General features: G+C 48.8%; 25 protein-coding genes. 22 read left to right on the top strand and 3 right to left on the bottom strand.

The window, feature by feature from the left end:
- Positions 1-33: 33 nt before the first annotated feature.
- The 22 genes from PJDR2_RS26030 (at position 34) to xylB (ending at position 17,578) form a co-directional block, all read left to right on the top strand.
- Positions 34-459: a phage tail terminator family protein gene (locus PJDR2_RS26030; protein WP_015846728.1), complete on the top strand. Its 426-nt coding sequence runs from the start codon at positions 34-36 to the stop codon at positions 457-459.
- Positions 456-629 carry a hypothetical protein gene (locus tag PJDR2_RS33310; protein WP_015846727.1) on the top strand — a complete coding sequence of 58 codons (174 nt, stop codon included), beginning with the start codon at positions 456-458 and terminating at the stop codon, positions 627-629. Before PJDR2_RS26030 ends, PJDR2_RS33310 begins: the two co-directional genes overlap by 4 nt.
- A gap of 3 nt (positions 630-632) precedes the next feature.
- A complete protein-coding gene (locus PJDR2_RS26025; protein WP_015846726.1) occupies positions 633-1,949 on the top strand; it encodes a phage tail sheath family protein in 1,317 nt (438 codons plus the stop codon).
- A 13-nt stretch (positions 1,950-1,962) separates the two neighbouring features.
- Positions 1,963-2,430, top strand: coding sequence for a phage tail tube protein (locus PJDR2_RS26020; RefSeq protein WP_015846725.1), 468 nt, complete (start codon positions 1,963-1,965; stop codon positions 2,428-2,430).
- Between the two features lie 35 nt (positions 2,431-2,465).
- Complete coding sequence (locus tag PJDR2_RS26015) at positions 2,466-2,873, top strand: phage tail assembly chaperone (protein WP_015846724.1); 408 nt, start codon at positions 2,466-2,468, stop codon at positions 2,871-2,873.
- 194 nt (positions 2,874-3,067) lie between these two features.
- A complete protein-coding gene (locus PJDR2_RS26010; RefSeq protein WP_015846723.1) occupies positions 3,068-5,227 on the top strand; it encodes a tape measure protein in 2,160 nt (719 codons plus the stop codon).
- Positions 5,228-5,290: 63 nt separating this feature from the next.
- A complete protein-coding gene (locus tag PJDR2_RS26005; protein WP_015846722.1) occupies positions 5,291-6,079 on the top strand; it encodes a LysM peptidoglycan-binding domain-containing protein in 789 nt (262 codons plus the stop codon).
- Positions 6,079-7,059 (top strand): hypothetical protein, encoded by a 981-nt coding sequence (locus tag PJDR2_RS26000; protein WP_015846721.1) that lies wholly within the window; start codon positions 6,079-6,081, stop codon positions 7,057-7,059. Before PJDR2_RS26005 ends, PJDR2_RS26000 begins: the two co-directional genes overlap by 1 nt.
- Positions 7,056-7,310, top strand: a complete 255-nt coding sequence (locus PJDR2_RS25995) for a DUF2577 family protein (protein WP_015846720.1) — start codon at positions 7,056-7,058, stop codon at positions 7,308-7,310. The genes PJDR2_RS26000 and PJDR2_RS25995 overlap by 4 nt, the downstream gene beginning before the upstream one ends.
- Positions 7,307-7,684 carry a DUF2634 domain-containing protein gene (locus tag PJDR2_RS25990; protein ID WP_015846719.1) on the top strand — a complete coding sequence of 126 codons (378 nt, stop codon included), beginning with the start codon at positions 7,307-7,309 and terminating at the stop codon, positions 7,682-7,684. The genes PJDR2_RS25995 and PJDR2_RS25990 overlap by 4 nt, the downstream gene beginning before the upstream one ends.
- A complete protein-coding gene (locus PJDR2_RS25985; protein WP_015846718.1) occupies positions 7,685-8,746 on the top strand; it encodes a baseplate J/gp47 family protein in 1,062 nt (353 codons plus the stop codon).
- A gap of 2 nt (positions 8,747-8,748) precedes the next feature.
- The gene (locus PJDR2_RS25980) at positions 8,749-9,144 is read left to right on the top strand and encodes a hypothetical protein (protein WP_015846717.1); all 396 of its coding nucleotides are present in this window, start codon (positions 8,749-8,751) and stop codon (positions 9,142-9,144) included.
- Positions 9,145-9,148: 4 nt separating this feature from the next.
- Positions 9,149-10,171, top strand: a complete 1,023-nt coding sequence (locus PJDR2_RS25975) for a DUF2793 domain-containing protein (protein WP_015846716.1) — start codon at positions 9,149-9,151, stop codon at positions 10,169-10,171.
- Positions 10,171-10,587, top strand: coding sequence for a tail fiber protein (locus PJDR2_RS25970; protein WP_015846715.1), 417 nt, complete (start codon positions 10,171-10,173; stop codon positions 10,585-10,587). The genes PJDR2_RS25975 and PJDR2_RS25970 overlap by 1 nt, the downstream gene beginning before the upstream one ends.
- Positions 10,588-10,591: 4 nt before the next feature.
- Entirely contained in the window at positions 10,592-11,215 is a 624-nt protein-coding gene (locus PJDR2_RS25965; RefSeq protein WP_015846714.1) for a YmfQ family protein, read from the top strand.
- Positions 11,212-12,678: a hypothetical protein gene (locus PJDR2_RS25960; protein WP_015846713.1), complete on the top strand. Its 1,467-nt coding sequence runs from the start codon at positions 11,212-11,214 to the stop codon at positions 12,676-12,678. The genes PJDR2_RS25965 and PJDR2_RS25960 overlap by 4 nt, the downstream gene beginning before the upstream one ends.
- Before the next feature lie 130 nt (positions 12,679-12,808).
- Complete coding sequence (locus PJDR2_RS25955) at positions 12,809-13,039, top strand: hemolysin XhlA family protein (RefSeq protein ID WP_015846712.1); 231 nt, start codon at positions 12,809-12,811, stop codon at positions 13,037-13,039.
- Complete coding sequence (locus PJDR2_RS25950) at positions 13,039-13,275, top strand: hypothetical protein (protein ID WP_015846711.1); 237 nt, start codon at positions 13,039-13,041, stop codon at positions 13,273-13,275. The genes PJDR2_RS25955 and PJDR2_RS25950 overlap by 1 nt, the downstream gene beginning before the upstream one ends.
- Entirely contained in the window at positions 13,265-14,050 is a 786-nt protein-coding gene (locus PJDR2_RS25945; protein WP_015846710.1) for a glycoside hydrolase family 25 protein, read from the top strand. Before PJDR2_RS25950 ends, PJDR2_RS25945 begins: the two co-directional genes overlap by 11 nt.
- A 243-nt stretch (positions 14,051-14,293) precedes the next feature.
- Positions 14,294-14,506: a helix-turn-helix domain-containing protein gene (locus tag PJDR2_RS25940; protein WP_015846709.1), complete on the top strand. Its 213-nt coding sequence runs from the start codon at positions 14,294-14,296 to the stop codon at positions 14,504-14,506.
- A gap of 223 nt (positions 14,507-14,729) precedes the next feature.
- Complete coding sequence (xylA, locus tag PJDR2_RS25935; protein ID WP_015846708.1) at positions 14,730-16,043, top strand: xylose isomerase; 1,314 nt, start codon at positions 14,730-14,732, stop codon at positions 16,041-16,043.
- Positions 16,044-16,081: 38 nt separating this feature from the next.
- Positions 16,082-17,578 carry a xylulokinase gene (gene xylB / locus PJDR2_RS25930; protein WP_015846707.1) on the top strand — a complete coding sequence of 499 codons (1,497 nt, stop codon included), beginning with the start codon at positions 16,082-16,084 and terminating at the stop codon, positions 17,576-17,578.
- Between the two features lie 259 nt (positions 17,579-17,837).
- On the opposite strand, the gene PJDR2_RS25925 is transcribed toward xylB, so the two are convergent.
- The 3 genes from PJDR2_RS25925 to PJDR2_RS25915 are packed head-to-tail and all read right to left on the bottom strand — an operon-like array spanning position 17,838 to position 20,253.
- Entirely contained in the window at positions 17,838-18,023 is a 186-nt protein-coding gene (locus tag PJDR2_RS25925; protein WP_015846706.1) for a twin-arginine translocase TatA/TatE family subunit, read from the bottom strand.
- Positions 18,024-18,072: 49 nt separating this feature from the next.
- Positions 18,073-18,630 carry a RidA family protein gene (locus tag PJDR2_RS25920; RefSeq protein WP_015846705.1) on the bottom strand — a complete coding sequence of 186 codons (558 nt, stop codon included), beginning with the start codon at positions 18,628-18,630 and terminating at the stop codon, positions 18,073-18,075.
- An 18-nt stretch (positions 18,631-18,648) separates the two neighbouring features.
- Positions 18,649-20,253 (bottom strand): flavin monoamine oxidase family protein, encoded by a 1,605-nt coding sequence (locus tag PJDR2_RS25915; RefSeq protein WP_015846704.1) that lies wholly within the window; start codon positions 20,251-20,253, stop codon positions 18,649-18,651.
- Positions 20,254-20,438 lie beyond the last annotated feature (185 nt).

Genomic DNA, 20,438 nt, shown 5'->3' with positions numbered 1-20,438 from the left:
GTTGTCTATTCTTAAAGGAATTGAGGTGATGCCGTGCAGATATCGATTAACGATGTAAGACATGCCGTGATTCAAACCTTGATCAACGAATTTCCGCTAATACCGGTCTCGGGCGATGACATTAAGCAGGTGCTTGAGCCGCCGTGCTTTTACGTAAAATTGTTGGAGTCAACCCATCGGCTTGAACCCGGCAATCGTTATCATCGGGATTTTCCGTTTCTCATTCAGTATTCCGGTACGGACGGAAACGAGGATTTGTACGATGTGGCGGAGCAGTTAACGTCGAGTTTGCAGGTATTTGCGGTAGATGGCGGTTCATTCAATGGTGCGAACATGAGGCACCAAATTGTAGAAGGGGAACTTCATTTTAATGTCGATTACAGTTGTACGGTTAGTAAGGAAGCAACAAATATTCCACGGATGATGACATTGCAGCAAACAGGAGGCATAAAGGCATGAGCAAATCAGTGAAGCAAACAACCTATTCCAAGGCGCAGATCTTGAAGGCAAGTTGTTTTACGCCGGTGCAAAGGGATTTTCTTAAAGCCTTATTAGAAGAAGGAAAATTTTACACGGTCGACGATGCAGCAAAACAAATCGAGCAGTATCTAAAACAGGAGGCGAAGTAAAAGATGGCAGGTGGAACATTTACGATGCAAAATAAGGTCCGGCCAGGTGTTTATGTGAACGTTGGGGGCAAAGGACAAGCGCTTGGAACTTTGGGGATCCGAGGAATTGCGGCGATGGCGCTTCCGCTCTCGTGGGGAGCACCGCAAAAGATGATCACTTTGGAGGCAGGGGACGATTCGCTGATTCGGCTCGGCTATGATTTGAACGCTGGCTTCATTTTGCCTGTTCGGGAGGCATTAAAACGCGCAAAGACGCTGCTCATTTATCGGTTGAATACGGGTGAAAAAGCAACCATTACAATCGGTCAGCTGACAGCAACGGCGAAATACGGCGGTATCCGGGGTAATGACCTCACGGTTGTTATCCAGAATAATATCGATGACTCCGCGAAATATGATGTAAAAACGTTTGTTGACCAAGTCCAAGCCGACCAGCAAACGGTAACGACGATTTCCGAATTGAAGGCAAATGATTGGATCGACTGGACGGGAACCGGTGGTTTGACGTCAAGCGCTGGCGCGCCGCTTGCGGGCGGGACGGACGCAGCAACTACTAACGCAGATCATTCGGGTTTCTTAGCGGCTCTGGAGTTGTTCGATTTCAACACGGTTGCTTATGTTGGAACGGACAATACGCTTAAAAATGTGTATGCCTCCTTTGTTAAGAGACTTCGCGATGACGAGGGCAAGAAGGTACAGGCGGTTGTCGAGAATGATCCGGCAGCTGATTACGAAGGCGTGATTAGCGTCAAGAACGGAGTAGTACTCGGCGATGGCACGATTCTCACGGCGGCGCAGGCGACCGCATGGGTAGCCGGGGCAACAGCGGCAGCTGACGTGAACAAATCGCTAACGTATAGCGTTTATGACGATGCGGTAGATGTCTCGCCGCGTTATACCAATAGCCAGATCAATGCGGCGCTGCGAAACGGCGAGTTTGTGTTTACGGCGAGCAATGGCAGAGCGGTAGTCGAGCAGGACATTAACAGCTTAACAAGCTATACGGCGGAAAAAACGAAAGCCTTCGGCAAAAACCGCGTAATCCGGGTTTTGGATGGGATTAATAATGATTTTGTCCGTATTTTCTCTGACTACTATCTTGGTAAAGTTTCGAACAACGCCGCAGGGCGCAACTTGCTCAAGTCGGAATGCATCAGCAACATCAGCACGCTTCAAGGAATCGGGGCGGTACAAAGTTTTGATGCTCAAAATGATATCTCTGTATACGCCGGGCAAGAGACCGATGCGGTCAACATTGATTTGAATGTTCAACCCGTGGACAGTGTCGAAAAAATTTACATTACGGTAACCGTAAACTAAGGAGATGACTTAAATGCCTTTTATGTTGGAATCTGATGCCATTAGCGGCAAACAAGCGACGGCGACTGCAACAATTAACGGCCGTGTGGAAGAGTTATTTTATGCAAAATCTATTGAAGCAACGATTGAAAAAAATAAAGTGGATGTGCCGGTGCTGGGCCGAACCAATACGCCGCAACGTTCCGCAGGCTGGAAAGGCAGCGGTACTCTGACGGTTTATTATGTCACTTCCGTATTCAGACAGCTGATGTGGTCGTACATTCAGACTGGCCAGGATTTCTGGTTTGATCTTCATATTACCAATGAGCAGCCGGGATCCGCTTCCGGCAAACAATCGGTTGTGCTTAAAGGCTGTAACCTGGACAGCATCATAGCGACGAAGTTTGATGCAACTAGCGACGATATGCTTGACGAGGAAATGCCGTTCACCTTTAACGGCTATGATTTGCTTGATCAATTCAATACCATTACGGGCGCCTAACAGGCGCCTTATTTCATATTCGGAGGTAGATCTTAATGAATCTGCAAGAATTTCTTAATAACCACCCTGTTGACAATCTGACGGAGGAAATTATCGTTTCTCCGCGCTTCAAGGATGCCGATGGACTGCCGCTTAAATTTACGATTAAGGCGATGACGAGCCAAGAGTTCGAGGAAATCCGCAAAAGCGCGACCGAGATCCGCAAAGGCCGCAAGGTAGAGTTCGACGCGCAGAAATTCAATTTGCGTGCGGTTATTAACCATACGATTGTGCCGGATTTCAAGGATGCTGCTAGCATTCAAAAGCTTGGCTGCCGCACGGCGGACGAATACGTGCAAAAAGTGCTGCTGGCCGGTGAAATGTCTACTATCGTGAGCAAAATTCAGGAGCTTAGCGGCTTTGACGTCGGAATGAACGAATTGATTGACGAAGCAAAAAACTAATCATGGAGGGGGACGGCGAAGCCAATTACGCCCACTACGCCCTCCACCAGCTGTATATACTCCCGGGACAATTTGTTCAATTACCCCGGGAGGAGAAGGCCTTCATCATGGCATCCATCGATATTCGAATTAAGAAAGAGAAGGAAGCCGCGAGGAAAAGGTAATCGATACGTTATTTTGGATTTGGAAAGGAGGTGAAAGTTCTGGCTACATTTGGTATTGCAATCAACCTGATAAATACAATGTCCAAACCTCTTGCCGGCTTGATTAAACAAGTGCAAAAGATGGAAGAAGCCGTTGATCGGCTAGATCGAACGATGGCAGGATTTGGCGGGATGCAAAGTCTGATTCAAAATAATTTGAAGGTCGTACAGGTAACTCAAACCATTAATAACAACTACCAACAAATCAATAATACGCTTACTCAAACCGCCAGCAGCTATCAGCAAATCAACAATTCGCTTACTCAAACCAACAATACGCTGGGTCAAACCGCAGCCCAGCAAGAAAATGTAAATGCCGCGGTTGAGCAAGGACAAGGCGTCGTAGGTTTGTTGGATAAAGGGCTTAAGGGTTTAATCAGCAAGTATGCATCTATTCAGAGCTTGCAGAACGGTATGAAGCTGAGTGACGATTATATGAATTCGCTGACTCGAATCGAAGCGATTAATGACAAGCTGCAGTCGCCTGAACAATTACAGTCGAAAATCTTTGCCGCTTCCGACCGCTCAAGAGGGAGCTATACCGACATGCTTGGCATGGTGGGCAAGCTTGGAGCAACAGGATCTTTTAAGAGCAATGATGAGGAGATAGCATTCGCGGAAACTATGCAAAAATCGTTCCGGTTAGGCGGAACCAGCATGGCGGATCAGAAGTCGGGGATGGATCAAGTTGCCGGTGCAATGTCTGAAGGAAAGCTAAGCGGTGACGGATTCAAATCTATTTTGGAAAAAGCCCCGATGATTGCAGCGGCTATTTCTCAATTCACGGGTAAATCAGAAAGACAGCTGGAAGAAATGGCGGAGAATGGAGGCCTGACCGCAAATATTCTTAAAAACTCCTTGTTTGCGGCTTCGGGCGATATTAGCAGCAAGTTCGGTGAGTTGCCGATGTCCTTCGCTGATTATATGGCGCAAATGCGTAGTACGGCATTGCAGTCCTTTGGTCCGGTCATCCAGCAAATCAGCCAGTTAATTAACAGTCCTGCCGGGGGACAATTCCTTCAAGGCTTTGGTGCAGCCATTTCTGTTGTAGCTCAGCTTGCCGGTCAGTTGTTTACGGCAGTATCCGCCGTCGTTGGATTTATGAGCGACAATATGCCGATTATTGAACCCATTATTTGGGGGCTGGTTACAGCAATGACGGGCCTATGGTTAATAACCAAATGGCAAGCCATCGCGCAGGTATTCCAGGCGGTAGCTTCGGGACTCTCCACTGCTGCACTGTTCATCCAGATGGTAGCCGTTTTTGGTCTTCGGGAAGCGTGGTCAACCTTAAATGCTACGATGAAGACCAATATTTTTATCGCTATTATTTCAGTTGTTGTCGGGCTTATCGTATGGCTGATTCATCTTTGGCAGACGAATGACCAGTTCGCAGCAGCATTAATGGGTGTCTGGAATGCCATACTCAATTTCTTTGACCAAATTCCAGGATTCTTCTGGGGTATGGTTGAAGCTATGCTAGCACCCTACGTCTGGCTCGCAGAAAAAATTGGCTTTATTTATGATAGCGTAATAAATGGAATCATTGATGGTATTAATCATGTTTTGCAAATTGTAAATAAAGTCACGGGCTCGTCCTTTGAAATTCAAGGTCACTTCAGTATGGAGAATCTCACCAAAGACATTCAATCATTTGCTGCGGATCAGAAAAAGAATGCTTTCGCAAATGCTGCGGATCAAGCTGTTAAGCGACAAAATCGGACGGATGACATCATAAAAGCTCGTGAAGAAGATCGTTTAAAGAAAGAAAAGGAAAAGAATGCCAATCCTCTGGGTACAGGAGATTATCGCAATTTAGTAAGCGGTACTTACTCTAACCCACCAGGAACCGTATTGGGGTCCGTACCAGGAACAGGTACCGGTTCCGGTGCTGGAACTATTCCCAAGGTCGGAGAAGTAGGTGAAGTCGGCAAAATCAATAATACGGTCGACATCTCCAGCGAGGATATTGAAATGATGCGGAACATTGCCGAGATGAATGCGATTCAGAACTTTGTGACGCTGACGCCGACGGTACAGGTGACGACCGGGCCGATATCGAAGGACGTTGACGTGGACGAGGTTATCCGAAGGATCGGCAGCACGATGGAGCAGGAGATTCAGTCTTCCGCGCAGGGTGCTTACGGTTAATAGGTTACGCGAAGGCGCTCTCTATAAAGAGCGCCTTTGTACGTTAAAAAAGGTGGTGTAAAAATGGCGGAGACAAGTCCGTTCACAATGATGATCGGCTGGAACAACGGCCAGGAGGGATGGGAGTTTCCGGTTCTGCCTGACGAGATCAACATTAAACGGGATGGATCAGGCAAGGATTACAATATTGTCGGCACCGGTCCAATCAGCACGATTGAGAAGCCGGGGCTTGCGGAAATAAGCTTCAAGAGCTTTTTTCCCGGGCATAACTATCCGTTTAATCAAAATATTTCTCATTGGAAAAAGTATGATCCCGTTCTGGATCGAACCGAATCCTTGAATACGATTCTTAAAGTGATGCGCGGCGTCGCTTGGAACACGAAAGTACCGGATCCAAACGCCTATGTGAATGATATGAACAGATGGATGCACAGCGGTTACCCTGTCCGGTTTATTTACGTGGGCAGCAATTCCCAGGATGATTCGGCGAAAATCAGTCTGCCGATGTCGATCGAATCCTTCGAGCGTTGGGAAGAGGCGGGTTCCCCGGGCGATATTTTCTATTCGCTTAAGTTGAAGGAGTATGTCTTCCATTACCCGCAAAAAGTCAAAGCCGTAACAACGGCCGACGGTAAAACGAAACTCCTCAAGGGGTCTTCTACACGATCGGATGATCGGGTGCCCCCAAAAACGTATACCTTAAAACCGGGCGATACCCTTATAAAGGTAGCCGGCATGCAACTAGGCGACAGCGCGCGGTGGAGGGACATTCAAAAGCTCAACGGAATTACGGACGCGGAGCTCAAGCGTCTGCCGGTAGGTAAAGTACTTAAATTGCCGGAGAGGCGCTGATGCCCATGTTTGAGCTTATCGTCGATAACCGCAATGGAACGCTCTGGAACCTTTCCAAGCTTGTACCGGAATTAAGCTGGAGTACAAAACGAACCGGCAAAGCCGGCACGCTGCAATTTACGATTATTCGCAACCCGTCCTACCAGGAGACGCATTATGAGATTAATTGCGGCGACGTCGTCAGGCTGCGCATGAACGATACGGTCCTTTTTTGCGGGTATGTGTTTGTACTGGAGGACTCCGAGGACCGGGAATTAAAAGTAACGGCGTACGATCAGCTCCGGTATTTGCTCGAAACCGACACGTACGTGAAGACCAATGTTACCGCTACCCAAGTCCTGAAGGATAACGCGCTTGATGTTGGACTTGCGATCGGGGATATCGCGGATACGATTCATCCCATCAAGACATTTTCGCAGGATGGGCAAAAAAGGCTGGATATGATTTACAAGGCGCTTGACGAGACGTTGATCGCTAAAGGGCGCATTTACGTTTTGTACGATGATGCGGGATTTTTAACGCTTAAAGATATCGATAATATGACTATCGATCTGATTCTCGGCGATGGAAGTCTCGTATACGGCTATTCGCTGAAACGCGACATTGATTCCGATACGTTCAACCGGGTGAAGTTGGTGAAGGATAATCAAGAAACGGGTAAACGCGAGGCCTATATTCTCGAGGATCGCACCAAGATCGGCAAGTGGGGGCGGCTGCAATACTACCAGAAGGTCGATGACGGGCTTAATAAAGCCCAGATCAATGCGATGATGGAACGCGTGATGGAGCTGAAAGGCCGCGAGCAGAAATCGTTCAAGCTGGATGCCCTTGGCTATATCGGCATGCGTGCGGGCGTGAAGCTGCAAATCACGATTAAGGAACAGGGGATTAATCAATATTTCCTCGTTGAAGAATGCACCCATCAAATGAAAGGGGACGAGCATACGATGAGCCTGGATCTAAAGGTGTATGGCGCATGAGCATAAACGACCAAGTAAAAAAAATCGTAAAGGAGTATTTAAGCTCGATACAACCGGTAGCCGTCATGTACGGGACGGTTACGAATATAGATCCGCTGGAAGTGAACGTTGATCAACGGCTCACCTTTTCGGCGGATTTTTTAATTGTACCGGAGCATATCGGAACCAGTCTGGAACCTGGCGCGAAGCTGATTCTACTGCGTGCGGCCGGCGGTGAAAAATATATAGTAATAGGGAGGTTGCCGGATTGATCTTGCCTGAAGGAGCGGTTCTGAATAACGCGTCAGAAGAAGTAGAACAGCCGAGTCGAACCTACCGATTGGATATTGAGCGAGGGAAGATAACAGGCCTTGTTGATGGGCAGGATGCCGTAAAGCAGGCGATTTACAAAATATTGAATACGGAGCGATTCGGCCATTTCATTTATTCCGGAAGTTACGGAAGCGAGAAAAGCGAAATATTCCGCACCGATTACGAGCGCTGCATTCGTGACGCTCTGCTGCAGGATGAACGCATTAGCGCCATTCAAGATTTCGAAATATCGGGAAGCGGGGACGAGGCTGCCCTTCGTTTTACGGCTCTGACGATTAACGGCTCCGTATCCATTGAGAAAGGAGGGTTCTAATTGTACGAAACGCAAACCTTCGAAACGATCTTGCAGCGTATGCTCGACCGGGTACCCGGCGCCATTGACAAGCGCGAGGGGAGTATTATTTACGATGCTCTCGCCCCTGCGGCAGCTGAACTGACTCAAATTTATGCCGATCTGGATATCAACTTGAACCTGGTATTCGGAGATACCTCATCAGGGGAGTATTTGGCGCGAAGAACGGCGGATTTCGGGATCGAACGCCAGCTGGCCTCTAAGGCCCAGCGGCTTGGTTTATTTTACAACGGTGCAAACGTACTGATGGATGTTCCGATTGGCAGCCGTTATTCATTGGATGGCTTGTCCTTCAAAGTGACTGAGAAGATCTCAACCGGCAACTATAAGTTGCAATCCGAGACAGCGGGAAGCGCGGGAAATGCCAATTACGGACAGATGCTTCCCATTGATTACATCAACGGTCTGGCGAAGGCGGTGTTGTCAGAGGTTTTAATCCCCGGAGAAAACGAAGAGGATGATCATTCTTTAAGGCAGCGATTTCTAGCAAAGGTGCAAAAACCGGGAACCAGCGGGAATGTATCCGACTATAAAAGCTGGGCATTAACAGTTTCCGGTGTCGGAGCGGCTTACGTGAAGCCTCTATGGAACGGGCCGGGTACGGTAAAAGTGACGATTCTGGACAGCGAGATGCGACCCGCATCCGCGGCTTTGACCGGGGAAGTGCAGCACTTCATTAGTCCGCTGCCGGGCATGGGACAAGAGGTGGCACCAATCGGGGCTATTGTAACCGTAGCTCCTGCCGAAGGAGTAGCCGTAAATCTTACGGCTAAGCTGCTTCTGAACGGTTCGGCTTCCTTGGCGGATGTCCAGAAGAACGTTGAATCGGCGGTTGCGGCCTATCTGAAGGGGCTCGCGTTTGCCGAGGATTCTTCGCCGAAATACGTTCGAATCGGGGCATTGCTTTTGGATATAGATGGGGTTAACGATTACTCCTTCCTGCGGATTAACGGGGGCATATCCAATATCCCGATTTCCCCGGATCAAGTAGCCATACTTGGAACGGTGGATTTGGAGGTGTAAGCATGTCCTATCATTTTGTGCCCAAGTTAAATGCCAAGCTGGATGGAAGCCATTATGTAGTTGAAGAAGTCGTGAAGATGACGGGCGGTTCGTATGTCGGATTTCTGGCGCACGATAACATCCTGGAGAGTACGATTCGTGTCTATACGGGGTCCAAATATACGGGCTCGTTGGTCAAGAATGTTGTCATATCCATTCCAGCAGATACGCCCTGGAGGCGTCAGGTGAAAATCTTTTCGAATGCGGATGAGGTTTACGTGACTTACGAGACCCCTGGCGATGTCGTTGAGGCGGATGATATTAACGGGCTGCAAGAAAGCCTTACCGCTACGCAGAAAGAAATCGAGGATTACAAAACCAACGGTATTGTTGACGGGGGATCTTTTATAAGGGAGTGATGGAATGGCTCAAACGATACAGCTAAAAAGAGGCACAAAAGCCCAACTGGATGCTCATGGGCCTCTCGTATCCGGCGAAATGGGATTTTGCACGGACACGAAGGAAATTTTTATCGGAGACGGCAGCGCCAATACGCTTATCGGACGGGCGATGTCCGGGACGGAGGCTGCAAGGCCAACGGCATCCGTTGTGGGACGTCTCTATTATGTGGCAAGCGGAACAAATGCCGGTTACCTGTACTTTGACAGCGGCACGGCCTGGCAAGCGGTCAACGCGCGGAAATTAACCGAGTTATCGGGCTCCTTGGACGATATCGTTGATGGATCAAGCTACGGCAAAGTGTTAAAAACCGATCTTTCAAGCGGTCACGTTAATAAGGTTTCGGATGGATCGAACACTTTGACGGCGGCTGAGTTAAGAGGGCATGTCAATGACGCCAGTCTGCATAGGCAGATCAACGATTCCGGTTTAGCGGTAACGGATTTGTGGTCGGCGCAAAAGATCAGAAATGAAATTGAACTGGCAAAACGAAATATCGAGCCGCAAGCTTCCGTTAAAAACCGGACAACGACGGCTCCCCCGTCAACCCCGGCTGATGGCGACCGTTATGTCATTCCTGGCAGCGCAACGGGCGTCTGGTCGGGCAAGACCAATCAGATTGCGGAATGGCAATCGTCAACCTGGACGTATTATCCGCCTGCGGTTGGCTGGACCTGCTATGTCGACGATGAGCAAAAGATTTACTCATGGAACGGATCGGCGTGGGTTCGGACTGGCGGCGCGCTCCAAACGATTGGGGCCGGCAATGGCCTAACGGGCGGAGGACAAGCAGACAGCGTGACTTTAAATATTGGAGCGGGTAACGGCATTGCGGTTGCGGCAGATGCGATTTCCGTCACGGCAGGCAATGGCATTACGGTTAGCGCAAGCGGTGTGGCCGTTAATATCGATGCCTCTGCCATTATCTACGATGCTGCCAACGGCAATAGGCTCACCTTAGGAACCGTAGACGGCGGAACGTTCTGATGGCTAGGAAAGCATTAATTCAGATCCGCCGGGGACTGGAGATCAATATCGGTTTGCTAGCTGAAGGAGAGCTTGGTTATTGCACGGATAGCCAGAAGCTCTACATCGGAACAAGCGGAGGAAATGTCGTGCTTGTTGCTGCCCAGACCGCCGGCGATATGCTGAAGTCCATCTACGATACGGATAATGACGGCAAAGTAGACACTGCCGTTGCTGCAGATAACGTGCCTTGGTCCGGCATTAGCAATAAACCGGCAGCTTCCGTTAATGCCGCCGGCATCGTGCAGCTTAACAGCACGGTAACGAGCACCAGCATGGTACAGGCAGCTACCGCAAGCGCGGTGAAATCGGCTTACGATTTGGCCAGTGGAAAACTAAGCCCTAGAGTAACTTGGAATCAACTTAAGGGGGTGTGAACGTTTGGCATACGGAAATGAAGTCTATGGGGCACTGGCATACGGAGCGGAGGAGGGGGAGGACGGCAATAGCAATCCTAGCGGTATTGATTTATTAGCCTATCTACCTTCCTATTACCGAGAGATAACCGAAATGAAAGAGCTTCAAGAAGCAGCGGGTTATGAGATTTCGGAGCTTGCTGAGGAAAGTAATGATCTGCTGGACCAGAGCTTTATTGATACGGCAACCTGGGGATTGACGCGCTGGGAGAGCGAGCTGGGCATTGCGGCGAATCGCGCGCAGTCTTACGAACGGCGAAGGGAGCAATTGAAAGCCAAGCTATACGGTTCCGGAACAACAACGAAACAGATGATTATCGACACGGCAGCGGCTTTTTCGGGCGGTGAGGTCGCGGTGAATGTGTATCCGGAGCAATATCTGTTTGAGATTGTGTTTGTCGGATCCAAGGGGATACCCCCAAACATGCCGGGCTTTATCCAGATGCTTGAGGATATCAAGCCAGCTCACTTGGCTTATAGCTTCAAGTACATTTATACCGTTTGGGACAACCTGGCTGCATTGTCATGGGGAGATGCCCATGCAAAAACATGGTCGGAATTAAAAGTATACGAAGGAGGAGCGCAATGAAAACGACAAGTAATCTCGGGCTGATGAAGCCTGAAGGAACAGATGTTGTAGATATTGAGAATTTTAATACAAACTCGGACACGCTGGATACAACGATCGGCGCAATGTCGACCGTGCCAACTACGGCTAAAAATATTGCCGGGGCAATTAAAGAGATCCATACGGCAATGTCAAACCTGGACACCACGATTTCGGATGGAGAAATTGCAACGGCCAAGCTGGCCGATTCGGCGGTTACAACCATTAAACTTGCCGCCAATGCCGTAACCGGCACCAAGATGGCGAACAGCACTGTAACGGCAACTCAGCTTGCCGACGGGGCCGTAACATCGGCAAAACTTGCCGATAGCGGAGTAAGCGCGGGGACCTACAAAAGCGTGACAGTGGATGGAAAAGGCCGGGTGACAGCTGGATCGAATCCAACAACGCTTAGCGGATATGGGATTACGGATGCCGCGCCTTTGGCTAGTCCGGCTTTGACGGGGACGCCTACGGTCCCTAATGCCTTGGCAGGAACGTCCACTACACAGGCAGCAAGTACGAAGTTCGTAATGGACGCTGTAAGGCCTTTTAATTCAGCCGGTTATTATACAATAGGGGACGCTGCACCTGCATGGGGAAACTATACAGCTAATAACTTATTCAGCTACTACTACCCAAGCTCTACAGCTGAATATAATGGCGAATTATATGTTCCTGATACTTCCAATAGTGGTACCGTACCACTTTATAAGTACAACATGAATACAAAAAAGTGGACGCAGCTGGCCACGTTATCCATTCCGAGCATCTTTGGTTTTAATTTTAAAGTGCTCGTTATAGGTGGTGTTATGCACCTGATCGGCGTAGGGGGTTCTGCTACGTATTACTATAAATATACAATTTCTAGTAATACATGGTCATCTCTTATTGGGTCTACATCAACGATCACACAGACAGGACTAACTGGAATTGAAACAGTTGCCATGGTTACGGATGGTACTAATCTATACTTCGGATTCAAGCCAAATGCGACAACTATTTATGTATGGCGGGTCAATATCGCAACTGGCGTATTTACATCACAAGCGTACAGTTCTTCTTCTTCCTACTCAATTAACGGCCTTGCTGTTATCGGTAATGAACTGGTCGTAGATCACAGCGCAGGTAGCGTTTACCGTATTTCGTTATCTAACTTTGGTGGCAACTACACTACGGAGAATAAAAACGCTGGCATAGGTGGGACATGGCAGGCAACATCGGGGACTTATTACATGTGGAAAACCCTTGAACCGGGAGCATTAAACTATAGTAAAAAGGCTCTTGTGAAGCTTAAAGTTTCTGGTAATGTTCTTATTCCTGAAGTCGTGTATCTGTATCCTGTTAGTTCAGGGCTTTTTATGGAATCTAATAAGTCTGTAATAGGCACTGTTTCAGGTGCTAACAATATGTACATGGTGGAATATCCGAATCCTGCCCCATAAGGTAGTCGATAAATGAGAGAATCAATGTCTCATCAAGGATATCGAAGTTCCTGTTTAAAACCACTGCAGAAATATGCTTATTGTTATTCAATGATCATATATAAATAAATATAAGTGAGGTGAGAGGATCGTGCCTGCAGATGAAACGAACGAAATTCTTCAACGATTAGTTCGGTTGGAGACGAAATTAGATCTGATGGGTGCTGCCAAGGATGTAGTTAATGAAGCTTTAGTTAGCGCGAAATCGGCTAATCATCGACTATCTGCTATAGAAGACAACCAGAAATGGTTATGGCGTACGGTTGTTGGTGCATTAATTGCAGGAGCAATTGCAGTGCTTTGGAAAGGAGTTGGAATCTAATGAATCAAGATATTCTCACCCTAGCCGCCCTTGTGGCGGCTTTTGTTGGTGTGGTAAAAGGTTACGGTGTCCCGGCTAAACATAGCTCAGCCATTGCTATTGGTGTGGCAGCTATTTTCGTCCTCGTGCCTTCAACGGTACGAGACACTATTATTAACATTGCCGTAATCGGGCTAACCGCATCGGGCGCATACAGCTACGTTAAAACGAAGGACAGTGGGAAGGATGCAAGCTAAATCAGCCAGTAATATTAAGATCATTGACGTCTCTCACCATCAAGGTTTAATAAACTGGGCAGCGGTAAAATCGGACGGTGTACAGGGGGCGTTCATTAAAGCGACGGAAGGCAGGACGATCCTCGACGATAAATTGGAAGTGAATTCCAAGGGAGCTGCGGAGGCCGGACTTGCAATAGGCTTTTATCATTATGCTCATCCGGAGAATAACGATCCATTGGTGGAGGCAGCCTGGTTCGCAAATGCGTTAAAAGGCTTTGCAGCCCAATTCCCGCATGTCTTGGACGTGGAAGGGAAGGCGTCTACAGTTGGCGGAGAACAATTATCGAAATGGTGTCTAGCTTGGCTTCAGGAGGTAGAACGTCTAACCGGACACCCAACGATGATCTATTCAGGGGCAAGTTTCGCTAAGACATACTTGAACAAACAGGTCGCATCCTTTCCGTTATGGATTGCTCATTATGGCGTAGAGACTCCGATGCCGAACAGTACATGGGATAAATGGTGCGTATTCCAGTATACTTCTAGCGGGAATGTAAAAGGGATAGCTGGCAAGGTAGATATAAATGCCATGGAGTTTGATTTCTTCGATAAGCATGTTCATCTTCCTGAGTCTATGAGGGAGAAGGAATACATGCTCAAACCCGCTGATGCGAACAAAATCATTCCATTTTTATCGGCTGCTTATAAGGCAACGCAGGATCCGGAAGCACGGGAAGAACTGCATCGGCTGGCCAACGAACTGCGTAAAGCGTCAGGGCAAAAAGAACAGTAGGCATTAAAAAGCGCTCAAACACAGAGAAAGAGTGTTTGAGCACTTTTTTGCTTGTTTTTAGGTGACTTTTATTACTCCGAACCCTATTTTCAAATTATTTTCAACTTGCAATAGGAACATATGTTTGGTATATAATAGGAACACACGTTCCTATTATATAGTCTTCCTATATAGCAGCGAAGCGTAAGGATTTCGGAATTGGCATCTTCAAATATGAGGATCAGCTATTATCAGGAGGGTAGTGTGATTCGAGTGGTCTTTACATTTAAAGAAATTCGCCTTGCGAACCAACTGGAGGTTAGTGACGTTGCTGCACGAATAGGCGTTTCAAATGACTTGTTATTGGAGTACGAGAAGGACAGCCGCTTGATTCCATGCAGCATAGCCATGGGATTATGCGCTCTTTATCGCGTACCTACAATCGACCTGATTTATATCGGTAAGCTGCCGGACTAGAAATGGCAGTTTTTTATTTCCCTTTTACTTCAGTGTAATGAAGCAAACGAAGGGGAATATTACTCCTGAAAAAATGTTAAAAAATATTTAGATGAATCTTAGTTTGTTTAATAGACAAACTAAGTTACCCATGCTATATTATTGGTGAGCGTTTTCAAAACACATTTAGCTAACGAGAAGATTGAAATTATACTCGTACATTTTAAAGGAGGATATTCATCTCATGACGTATTTCGCTAACATCGGCAAGATCCAATTCGAAGGCAAAGGCTCCGACAATCCGCTTGCATTCAAACACTACGATCCAAAACAAGTGGTTCTGGGCAAAACAATGGAAGAGCATCTTCGCTTTGCGGTTGCTTACTGGCACACTTTTAACGCTAACGGTACTGACCCGTTTGGTAATGCAACGATGTTCCGCGGCTGGGACAAATTCGATGGTCTTGACCGTTCGAAAGCACGCGTAGAAGCTAACTTCGAATTCTTGGACAAAATCGGCGCGCCGTTCTATGCATTCCATGATGTGGATATCGCTCCTGAAGGTGCTACGCTGCAAGAATCGAATAAAAACCTCGACGTTATCGTCGCTATGCTTAAAGATCAACAACAACAATCCGGCAAGAAATTGCTGTGGAATACGGTAAACATGTTCTCGAACCCGCGTTACGTACATGGCGCTGGCACAACTTGCAACGCTGACGTATACGCATACGCTGGCGCGCAATTGAAGAAAGGCCTTGAAGTTGGTAAAGAGCTGGGCGCTGAAAACTATGTATTCTGGGGCGGCCGCGAAGGTTACGAGAACCTTCTGAACACGGACATGGGCTTCGAGCTCGACAACCTTGCTCGTCTGTACCACATGGCAATCGCTTATGCAAAAGAAATCGGCTTCGACGCGCAATTCCTGATCGAGCCTAAGCCAAAAGAGCCTACAAAACACCAATACGACTTCGACTCTGCAACAACAATCGCGTTCCTGCAAAAATACGGCTTGAAAGACTACTTCAAGCTGAACCTTGAAGCTAACCATGCAACTCTTGCCGGTCATACTTTCGAGCACGAAATCCGTACAGCTGCAATCAACGGCATGCTGGGCTCCCTTGACGCTAACCAAGGCGACCTGCTGCTCGGCTGGGATACTGACGAATTCCCAACTGACCTGTACTCGACTACATTGACTATGTTCGAAGTTCTGAAAGCTGGCGGTTTGACTCGCGGCGGCGTTAACTTCGACGCGAAAGTGCGCCGCGGCTCGTTCGAAGCCGAAGATCTCTTCCTGGCTCACATCGCTGGTATGGATTCCTTCGCTTGGGGTCTGAAAGCAGCTGCGAAGCTGATCGAAGAAAAAATCTTCGACAACATCGTAGAAGACCGTTATAGCAGCTTCAAATCCGGCATCGGCGCTGAAGTTGTTGCTGGTAAAGCATCCCTGGCTTCCCTTGAAGCTTACGCTATGCAAAACAACCCGATCGTTAACAAATCCGGCAAGCAAGAGCGCATGAGACTGATGCTCAGCGAAGTTATTTTCAGCGTTTAATTGCTGAAGAAAACTTAGTTAACGGGAGGATTATGTCAATGAGTTATGTAGTTGGTATAGATTTAGGCACAAGTGCCGTAAAGGCATTGCTCGTTGACAAGAACGGAACGGTAGCTGCGGAAGCATCCCGCAGCTATCCGCTGTTCCACGAGCATTCCGGCTGGAGCGAGCAAAAGCCGGAAGATTGGGTTCAAGCAACAATCGAAGCTTTAAATGAAGTTGCTTCATCCAATGGCATCGCTGCCGAGCAGATTGAAGGGATCAGCTTCTCCGGTCAGATGCATGGCCTTGTGCTGCTTAATGCAGACAATAAGCCTGTACGAAACGCAATCCTCTGGAATGATACGCGTACAACGGAGCAATGCCGCGAGATCGAGCGTACGCTTGGCGACAAGCTGCTTGGTATTACGCGCAACCCGGCGCTTGAAGGCTTCACGCTGCCGAAGATTCTGTGGGTTCGCCAATATGAGCCGCAAGCCTTCGAGCAAGCGAAGCTGTTTGTACTGCCGAAAGACTATGTTCGTTATGCCCTGACAGGCGAGCTGCATATGGACTATTCCGATGCTGCAGGCACTTTGCTTCTGGATGTTGCGGCAAAAGAATGGAGCAGCGACGTGCTTGCTGCATTTGGCCTTCCGGCTAGCTTCTGCCCGCCGCTGGTAGAATCGCATGGCCTCGTAGGAACGCTGCTTCCTGAAATTGCGGAACGTACCGGCCTTCAGTCCTCGACAAAAGTATTTGCCGGCGGCGCCGACAATGCTTGCGGAGCGATTGGCGCAGGCATTCTGTCCGAAGGTCTCACGTTGTCGAGTATCGGTACTTCGGGCGTTATTCTCGCTTACGAGAATGACAAGAACAAAGACTTTGGGGGCAAGGTCCATTTCTTCAACCACGGCAAAGAGAATTCCTTCTATGCCATGGGTGTAACGCTTGCTGCGGGCTACAGCCTGAGCTGGTTCAAGAAAACATTTGCTCCTGACGAATCGTTTGACGAAATGCTGCAGGGCGTAGGCGAAGTAAAACCGGGTGCAGGCGGATTGATCTTTACGCCTTACCTCGTTGGCGAACGTACGCCTCATGCTGATCCGGCTATCCGCGCAAGCTTTATTGGCGTAGACGGCTCGCATGAGCGCATTCATTTTGCCCGTGCGGTAATGGAAGGAATCACGTTCTCGCTAAACGAGTCCGTTGATTTGTTCCGCAGTGTTGGTAAAACAGTCGACAAGGTTGTTTCCATCGGCGGCGGCGCGCAAAATCCGGTATGGCTGCAAATGCAGGCGGATATCTTTAACGCAACGGTTGTTGCGCTTGAGAATGAACAAGGCCCTGGCCTTGGCGCGGCAATGCTTGCAGCTTACGGCTGCGGCTGGTTCGACAGCCTCGAAGCTTGCGCGGAGCAATTCGTGAAGCATGCGGCTTCGTACGAACCTCAGCCTGAAGCCGTTGAGACGTATAAAGGTTTGTTCCGTATTTACCAGCAGGTTTACGCGCAAACGCGCGGCATGAACGAAGAGCTTGTTGCTTACCGCGGATAATTCCGCACTATATAACGCGAGTTGATACCGTTTCTTCCGGCTAGCCGGGAGGAACGGTTTTTTTTGTTGTTAATAGGCCGGTCGAAGCATGTGCGAATAGCAGGCAAAAAGCCTGCTGCAACTGGGCAGGAGGTAGTTGACGGTCGAAGCATGTGCAAATAGCAGGCAAAAAGCCTGCTGCATGCCCGGTACGAGAGTAGCGTAGATGTAATAAACAACGAGGCCGTACCCGGCAGGAAGGGTACGGCCTCGTTAAGTGCTAGGACTTGCTTTCGGATACGACTTCTTCCTTCGTATCGGAGACAAGCTCCTTCGCCGACGACTTGAACTCATGCAGCGTACGGCCTACGGCCCGGCCCAGCTCGGGCAGCTTGGAAGGGCCAAAAATGATCAACACAACAACAAGAATCATCATAAGACCCGGGAAACCAACGTTTTGAAGCATACGATCATCTCCATTCTATTGTTATTTTGCAATTTGCACTCTAATAAAATCAGTCCTGGTTATGATTGCTTGGGTAAGCGGCAACGGCCTCGATTTCGATCAGCCAATCCGAGTTGACAAGGCTTGCGACACCAACGGTGGAACGAGCCGTTTTCACTGGATTTTCTTTCGTATTGAAGTATTTGGCATAGGCTTTGTTCCATCCGTCAAAATCGAACTTGCCATCCTTTGCGGCATCGGGCGCTATGTATACGCGCAGATACGTGACGTCCTTCATGGAGAGGCCTTGCTCTTTCAGCAGGGTCTCGATATTTTTGAGGACGCTCAGGCCTTGTTTTTCGGTATCGCCGTAACGCTCGTAGATCGTTTTTCCTTCCTTGTTTACGACGGAAGGGACCGTACCGCTCGTTTCGAAGGTTGCCGTGCCCGCCGGCATCGCCACCGCGCTTGAGATTGCGGAAGATGGGTTGCCGTAGAATTCAGGTTCATGAATCGGGGCGAGCGGGTATTTATTAGGCGTAACCGCCGCGTATACGCTGGCCGTTGCGGCGAGGCAGGAGATAACAATCGCACCGGCGAGTACTTTCATTTTTCCAGTCATCTTCATTATAGACCCCTCCTTTGGCTATTCCTTCATGACTCGCTCATGGATGTCGGTGACAACCGAACGCGCGGATTCAATGCCGCCTGCCATCCAGGCCGTAATATAGCTGATATGCTCGCCGGCCAGATAGACGCGGCGGTCTGGCTTGCATAGCACCGGATAGTTAGTCTTGCGGTCGTCCTCCGAATAAGAGACCCAGCTGCCTTCGTTATATTTAATCGTCTTCCAGTTCACGGAGAACGAAGATTCGAACTCATTGTAGTATTGCGGGTGAATCTTGCCGCCTTGTTCAAGGGCATGCGCTTCGCGTTCTTTAAAGGATAATGCGCCGATCTTGTCTGCGTTGGAGCCTTGGGCGTAATAACCGAGCAGCAGACCCTTCTTGGCAAAATAATTCGTTGGCGGATAATAGATCGACGAGATATCCATATTCGTCAGCGTATTGCCGCCGTAGATTTGATCGTCTTCCTCCCAGAAGCGCCGTTTGAATTGCAAGCCGATTTTGCCCGCATTCGCGTATTTCGTGTTATTGATGGCTTTCGTCATCTCCGGAGACAGATCATGCTTAATGTTCTTCAGAACGGAGAGGGGAATCGTACAGATCAGGAAGTCGCCTTCGATTTGCTTGGCTTCGCCGTTCAAGAGATCGGTATAGGTGACTTGCACCTTATCTCCGACATGCTTGAACTCGGTTACTTCAGAGTGGAACTTGATCCGGTTGCCAAGCCTTTTCTCAAAAGCCTTCGGAATCGCGTCAATGCCGCCGACAGGGTGGAACATCATCATTTGCTGATCATAGCTGTATTCGCTTGCGAAGAAGTTGCCGAAGCCGGAATTAATGATCGCCTTCATTTCGAACGGATCGCGGATGACGCCGGCATCAAGCCTCGAGCCCGGTTCATCCTTATAGCCGCCGCGGGACGAGCCCTTATAGAAAAGGTCTGCGTCTAGGTTGCCTTCGGAGCGGAGATAAGCGACGATTTTGTCCTTTTCCTCCGCGGAAACCGGAAGATCCAGTCCTGGCTGATTGATGGACTTTGCGAGCAGCTCGTTCACGTAACCTCTCACATCGGCTTTTGCGGCCCGCTTTCGGACGCGGGTGCCGGATAAAGCGCCAACGTTCTCATTGTAATAGTAGGCACTTTCGTTGACGTTGTTAAAAGGCTCCATCGCGATGCCGAACTCGCGGCAATAATCCATCGTGACGTGAAACTGAGGAATACGCATCGGACCGGCATTCAGGTACATGCCGTCATCAAACCGCGCAACCTGCTTTTGCCCGCCAAGCTCGGTTACCGTCGTACCGCGGCGTACCGACCAGTTCCTGCCTCCGGAACGGGCGCGGGCTTCAAGGATCGTGCAGTTATAGCCGGCTTTGCCGAGCTCATAAGCTGCTGTCAGGCCGGCGACGCCAGCGCCGAGGATAACGACTTTTTTGCCTGAACGGTTTGTACCCTTCAGATCCCAGCTGGATGGAGGCTCATATTCCGCTGCTTTTAGCGTTTCCGGCGAAAACAACCCCATCGTTCCCATTACGCTAAACACCGCGGCTGCTCCGCCGATCTTGCCGACCGTCGTCAGAAATTGTCTGCGCGACAGCTCGTTTGGCGTCTCTTTCGTTTCCATGCCCGTCAACTCCTTCGCTTGATCGATTTGCTCGTCTCGGAAAGAAATGTAGCATGGTTTTTCAAGCCTTCGCCAATATTTTGTTAGATAATCTAACATAAATAAAATTTATTGATAATATAAGAATAATCGATCGCGAGTAGGCTGTTAGGTAATTATAACCATTTATAGGTGCGGGTTGAGAC

The organism is Paenibacillus sp. JDR-2, assembly GCF_000023585.1.
GTDB lineage: Bacteria > Bacillota > Bacilli > Paenibacillales > Paenibacillaceae > Pristimantibacillus.
Note: the sequence above shows the minus strand (reverse complement) of the source record. Positions and strands in the feature narration are given on the sequence as shown.

Coding starts and splice junctions, on each gene's coding strand:
- PJDR2_RS26005 (WP_015846722.1), top strand. CDS start 5,291: ATGGCGGAGACAAGTCCGTTCACAATGATGATCGGCTGGAACAACGGC.
- PJDR2_RS25960 (WP_015846713.1), top strand. CDS start 11,212: ATGAAAACGACAAGTAATCTCGGGCTGATGAAGCCTGAAGGAACAGAT.
- PJDR2_RS26000 (WP_015846721.1), top strand. CDS start 6,079: ATGCCCATGTTTGAGCTTATCGTCGATAACCGCAATGGAACGCTCTGG.
- PJDR2_RS25995 (WP_015846720.1), top strand. CDS start 7,056: ATGAGCATAAACGACCAAGTAAAAAAAATCGTAAAGGAGTATTTAAGC.
- PJDR2_RS25915 (WP_015846704.1), bottom strand. CDS start 20,253: ATGGAAACGAAAGAGACGCCAAACGAGCTGTCGCGCAGACAATTTCTG.
- PJDR2_RS25925 (WP_015846706.1), bottom strand. CDS start 18,023: ATGCTTCAAAACGTTGGTTTCCCGGGTCTTATGATGATTCTTGTTGTT.
- PJDR2_RS26025 (WP_015846726.1), top strand. CDS start 633: ATGGCAGGTGGAACATTTACGATGCAAAATAAGGTCCGGCCAGGTGTT.
- xylA (WP_015846708.1), top strand. CDS start 14,730: ATGACGTATTTCGCTAACATCGGCAAGATCCAATTCGAAGGCAAAGGC.
- PJDR2_RS26020 (WP_015846725.1), top strand. CDS start 1,963: ATGCCTTTTATGTTGGAATCTGATGCCATTAGCGGCAAACAAGCGACG.
- PJDR2_RS25945 (WP_015846710.1), top strand. CDS start 13,265: ATGCAAGCTAAATCAGCCAGTAATATTAAGATCATTGACGTCTCTCAC.
- PJDR2_RS25950 (WP_015846711.1), top strand. CDS start 13,039: ATGAATCAAGATATTCTCACCCTAGCCGCCCTTGTGGCGGCTTTTGTT.
- PJDR2_RS25920 (WP_015846705.1), bottom strand. CDS start 18,630: ATGAAGATGACTGGAAAAATGAAAGTACTCGCCGGTGCGATTGTTATC.
- PJDR2_RS25975 (WP_015846716.1), top strand. CDS start 9,149: ATGGCTCAAACGATACAGCTAAAAAGAGGCACAAAAGCCCAACTGGAT.
- PJDR2_RS25970 (WP_015846715.1), top strand. CDS start 10,171: ATGGCTAGGAAAGCATTAATTCAGATCCGCCGGGGACTGGAGATCAAT.
- PJDR2_RS33310 (WP_015846727.1), top strand. CDS start 456: ATGAGCAAATCAGTGAAGCAAACAACCTATTCCAAGGCGCAGATCTTG.
- PJDR2_RS26015 (WP_015846724.1), top strand. CDS start 2,466: ATGAATCTGCAAGAATTTCTTAATAACCACCCTGTTGACAATCTGACG.
- xylB (WP_015846707.1), top strand. CDS start 16,082: ATGAGTTATGTAGTTGGTATAGATTTAGGCACAAGTGCCGTAAAGGCA.
- PJDR2_RS25980 (WP_015846717.1), top strand. CDS start 8,749: ATGTCCTATCATTTTGTGCCCAAGTTAAATGCCAAGCTGGATGGAAGC.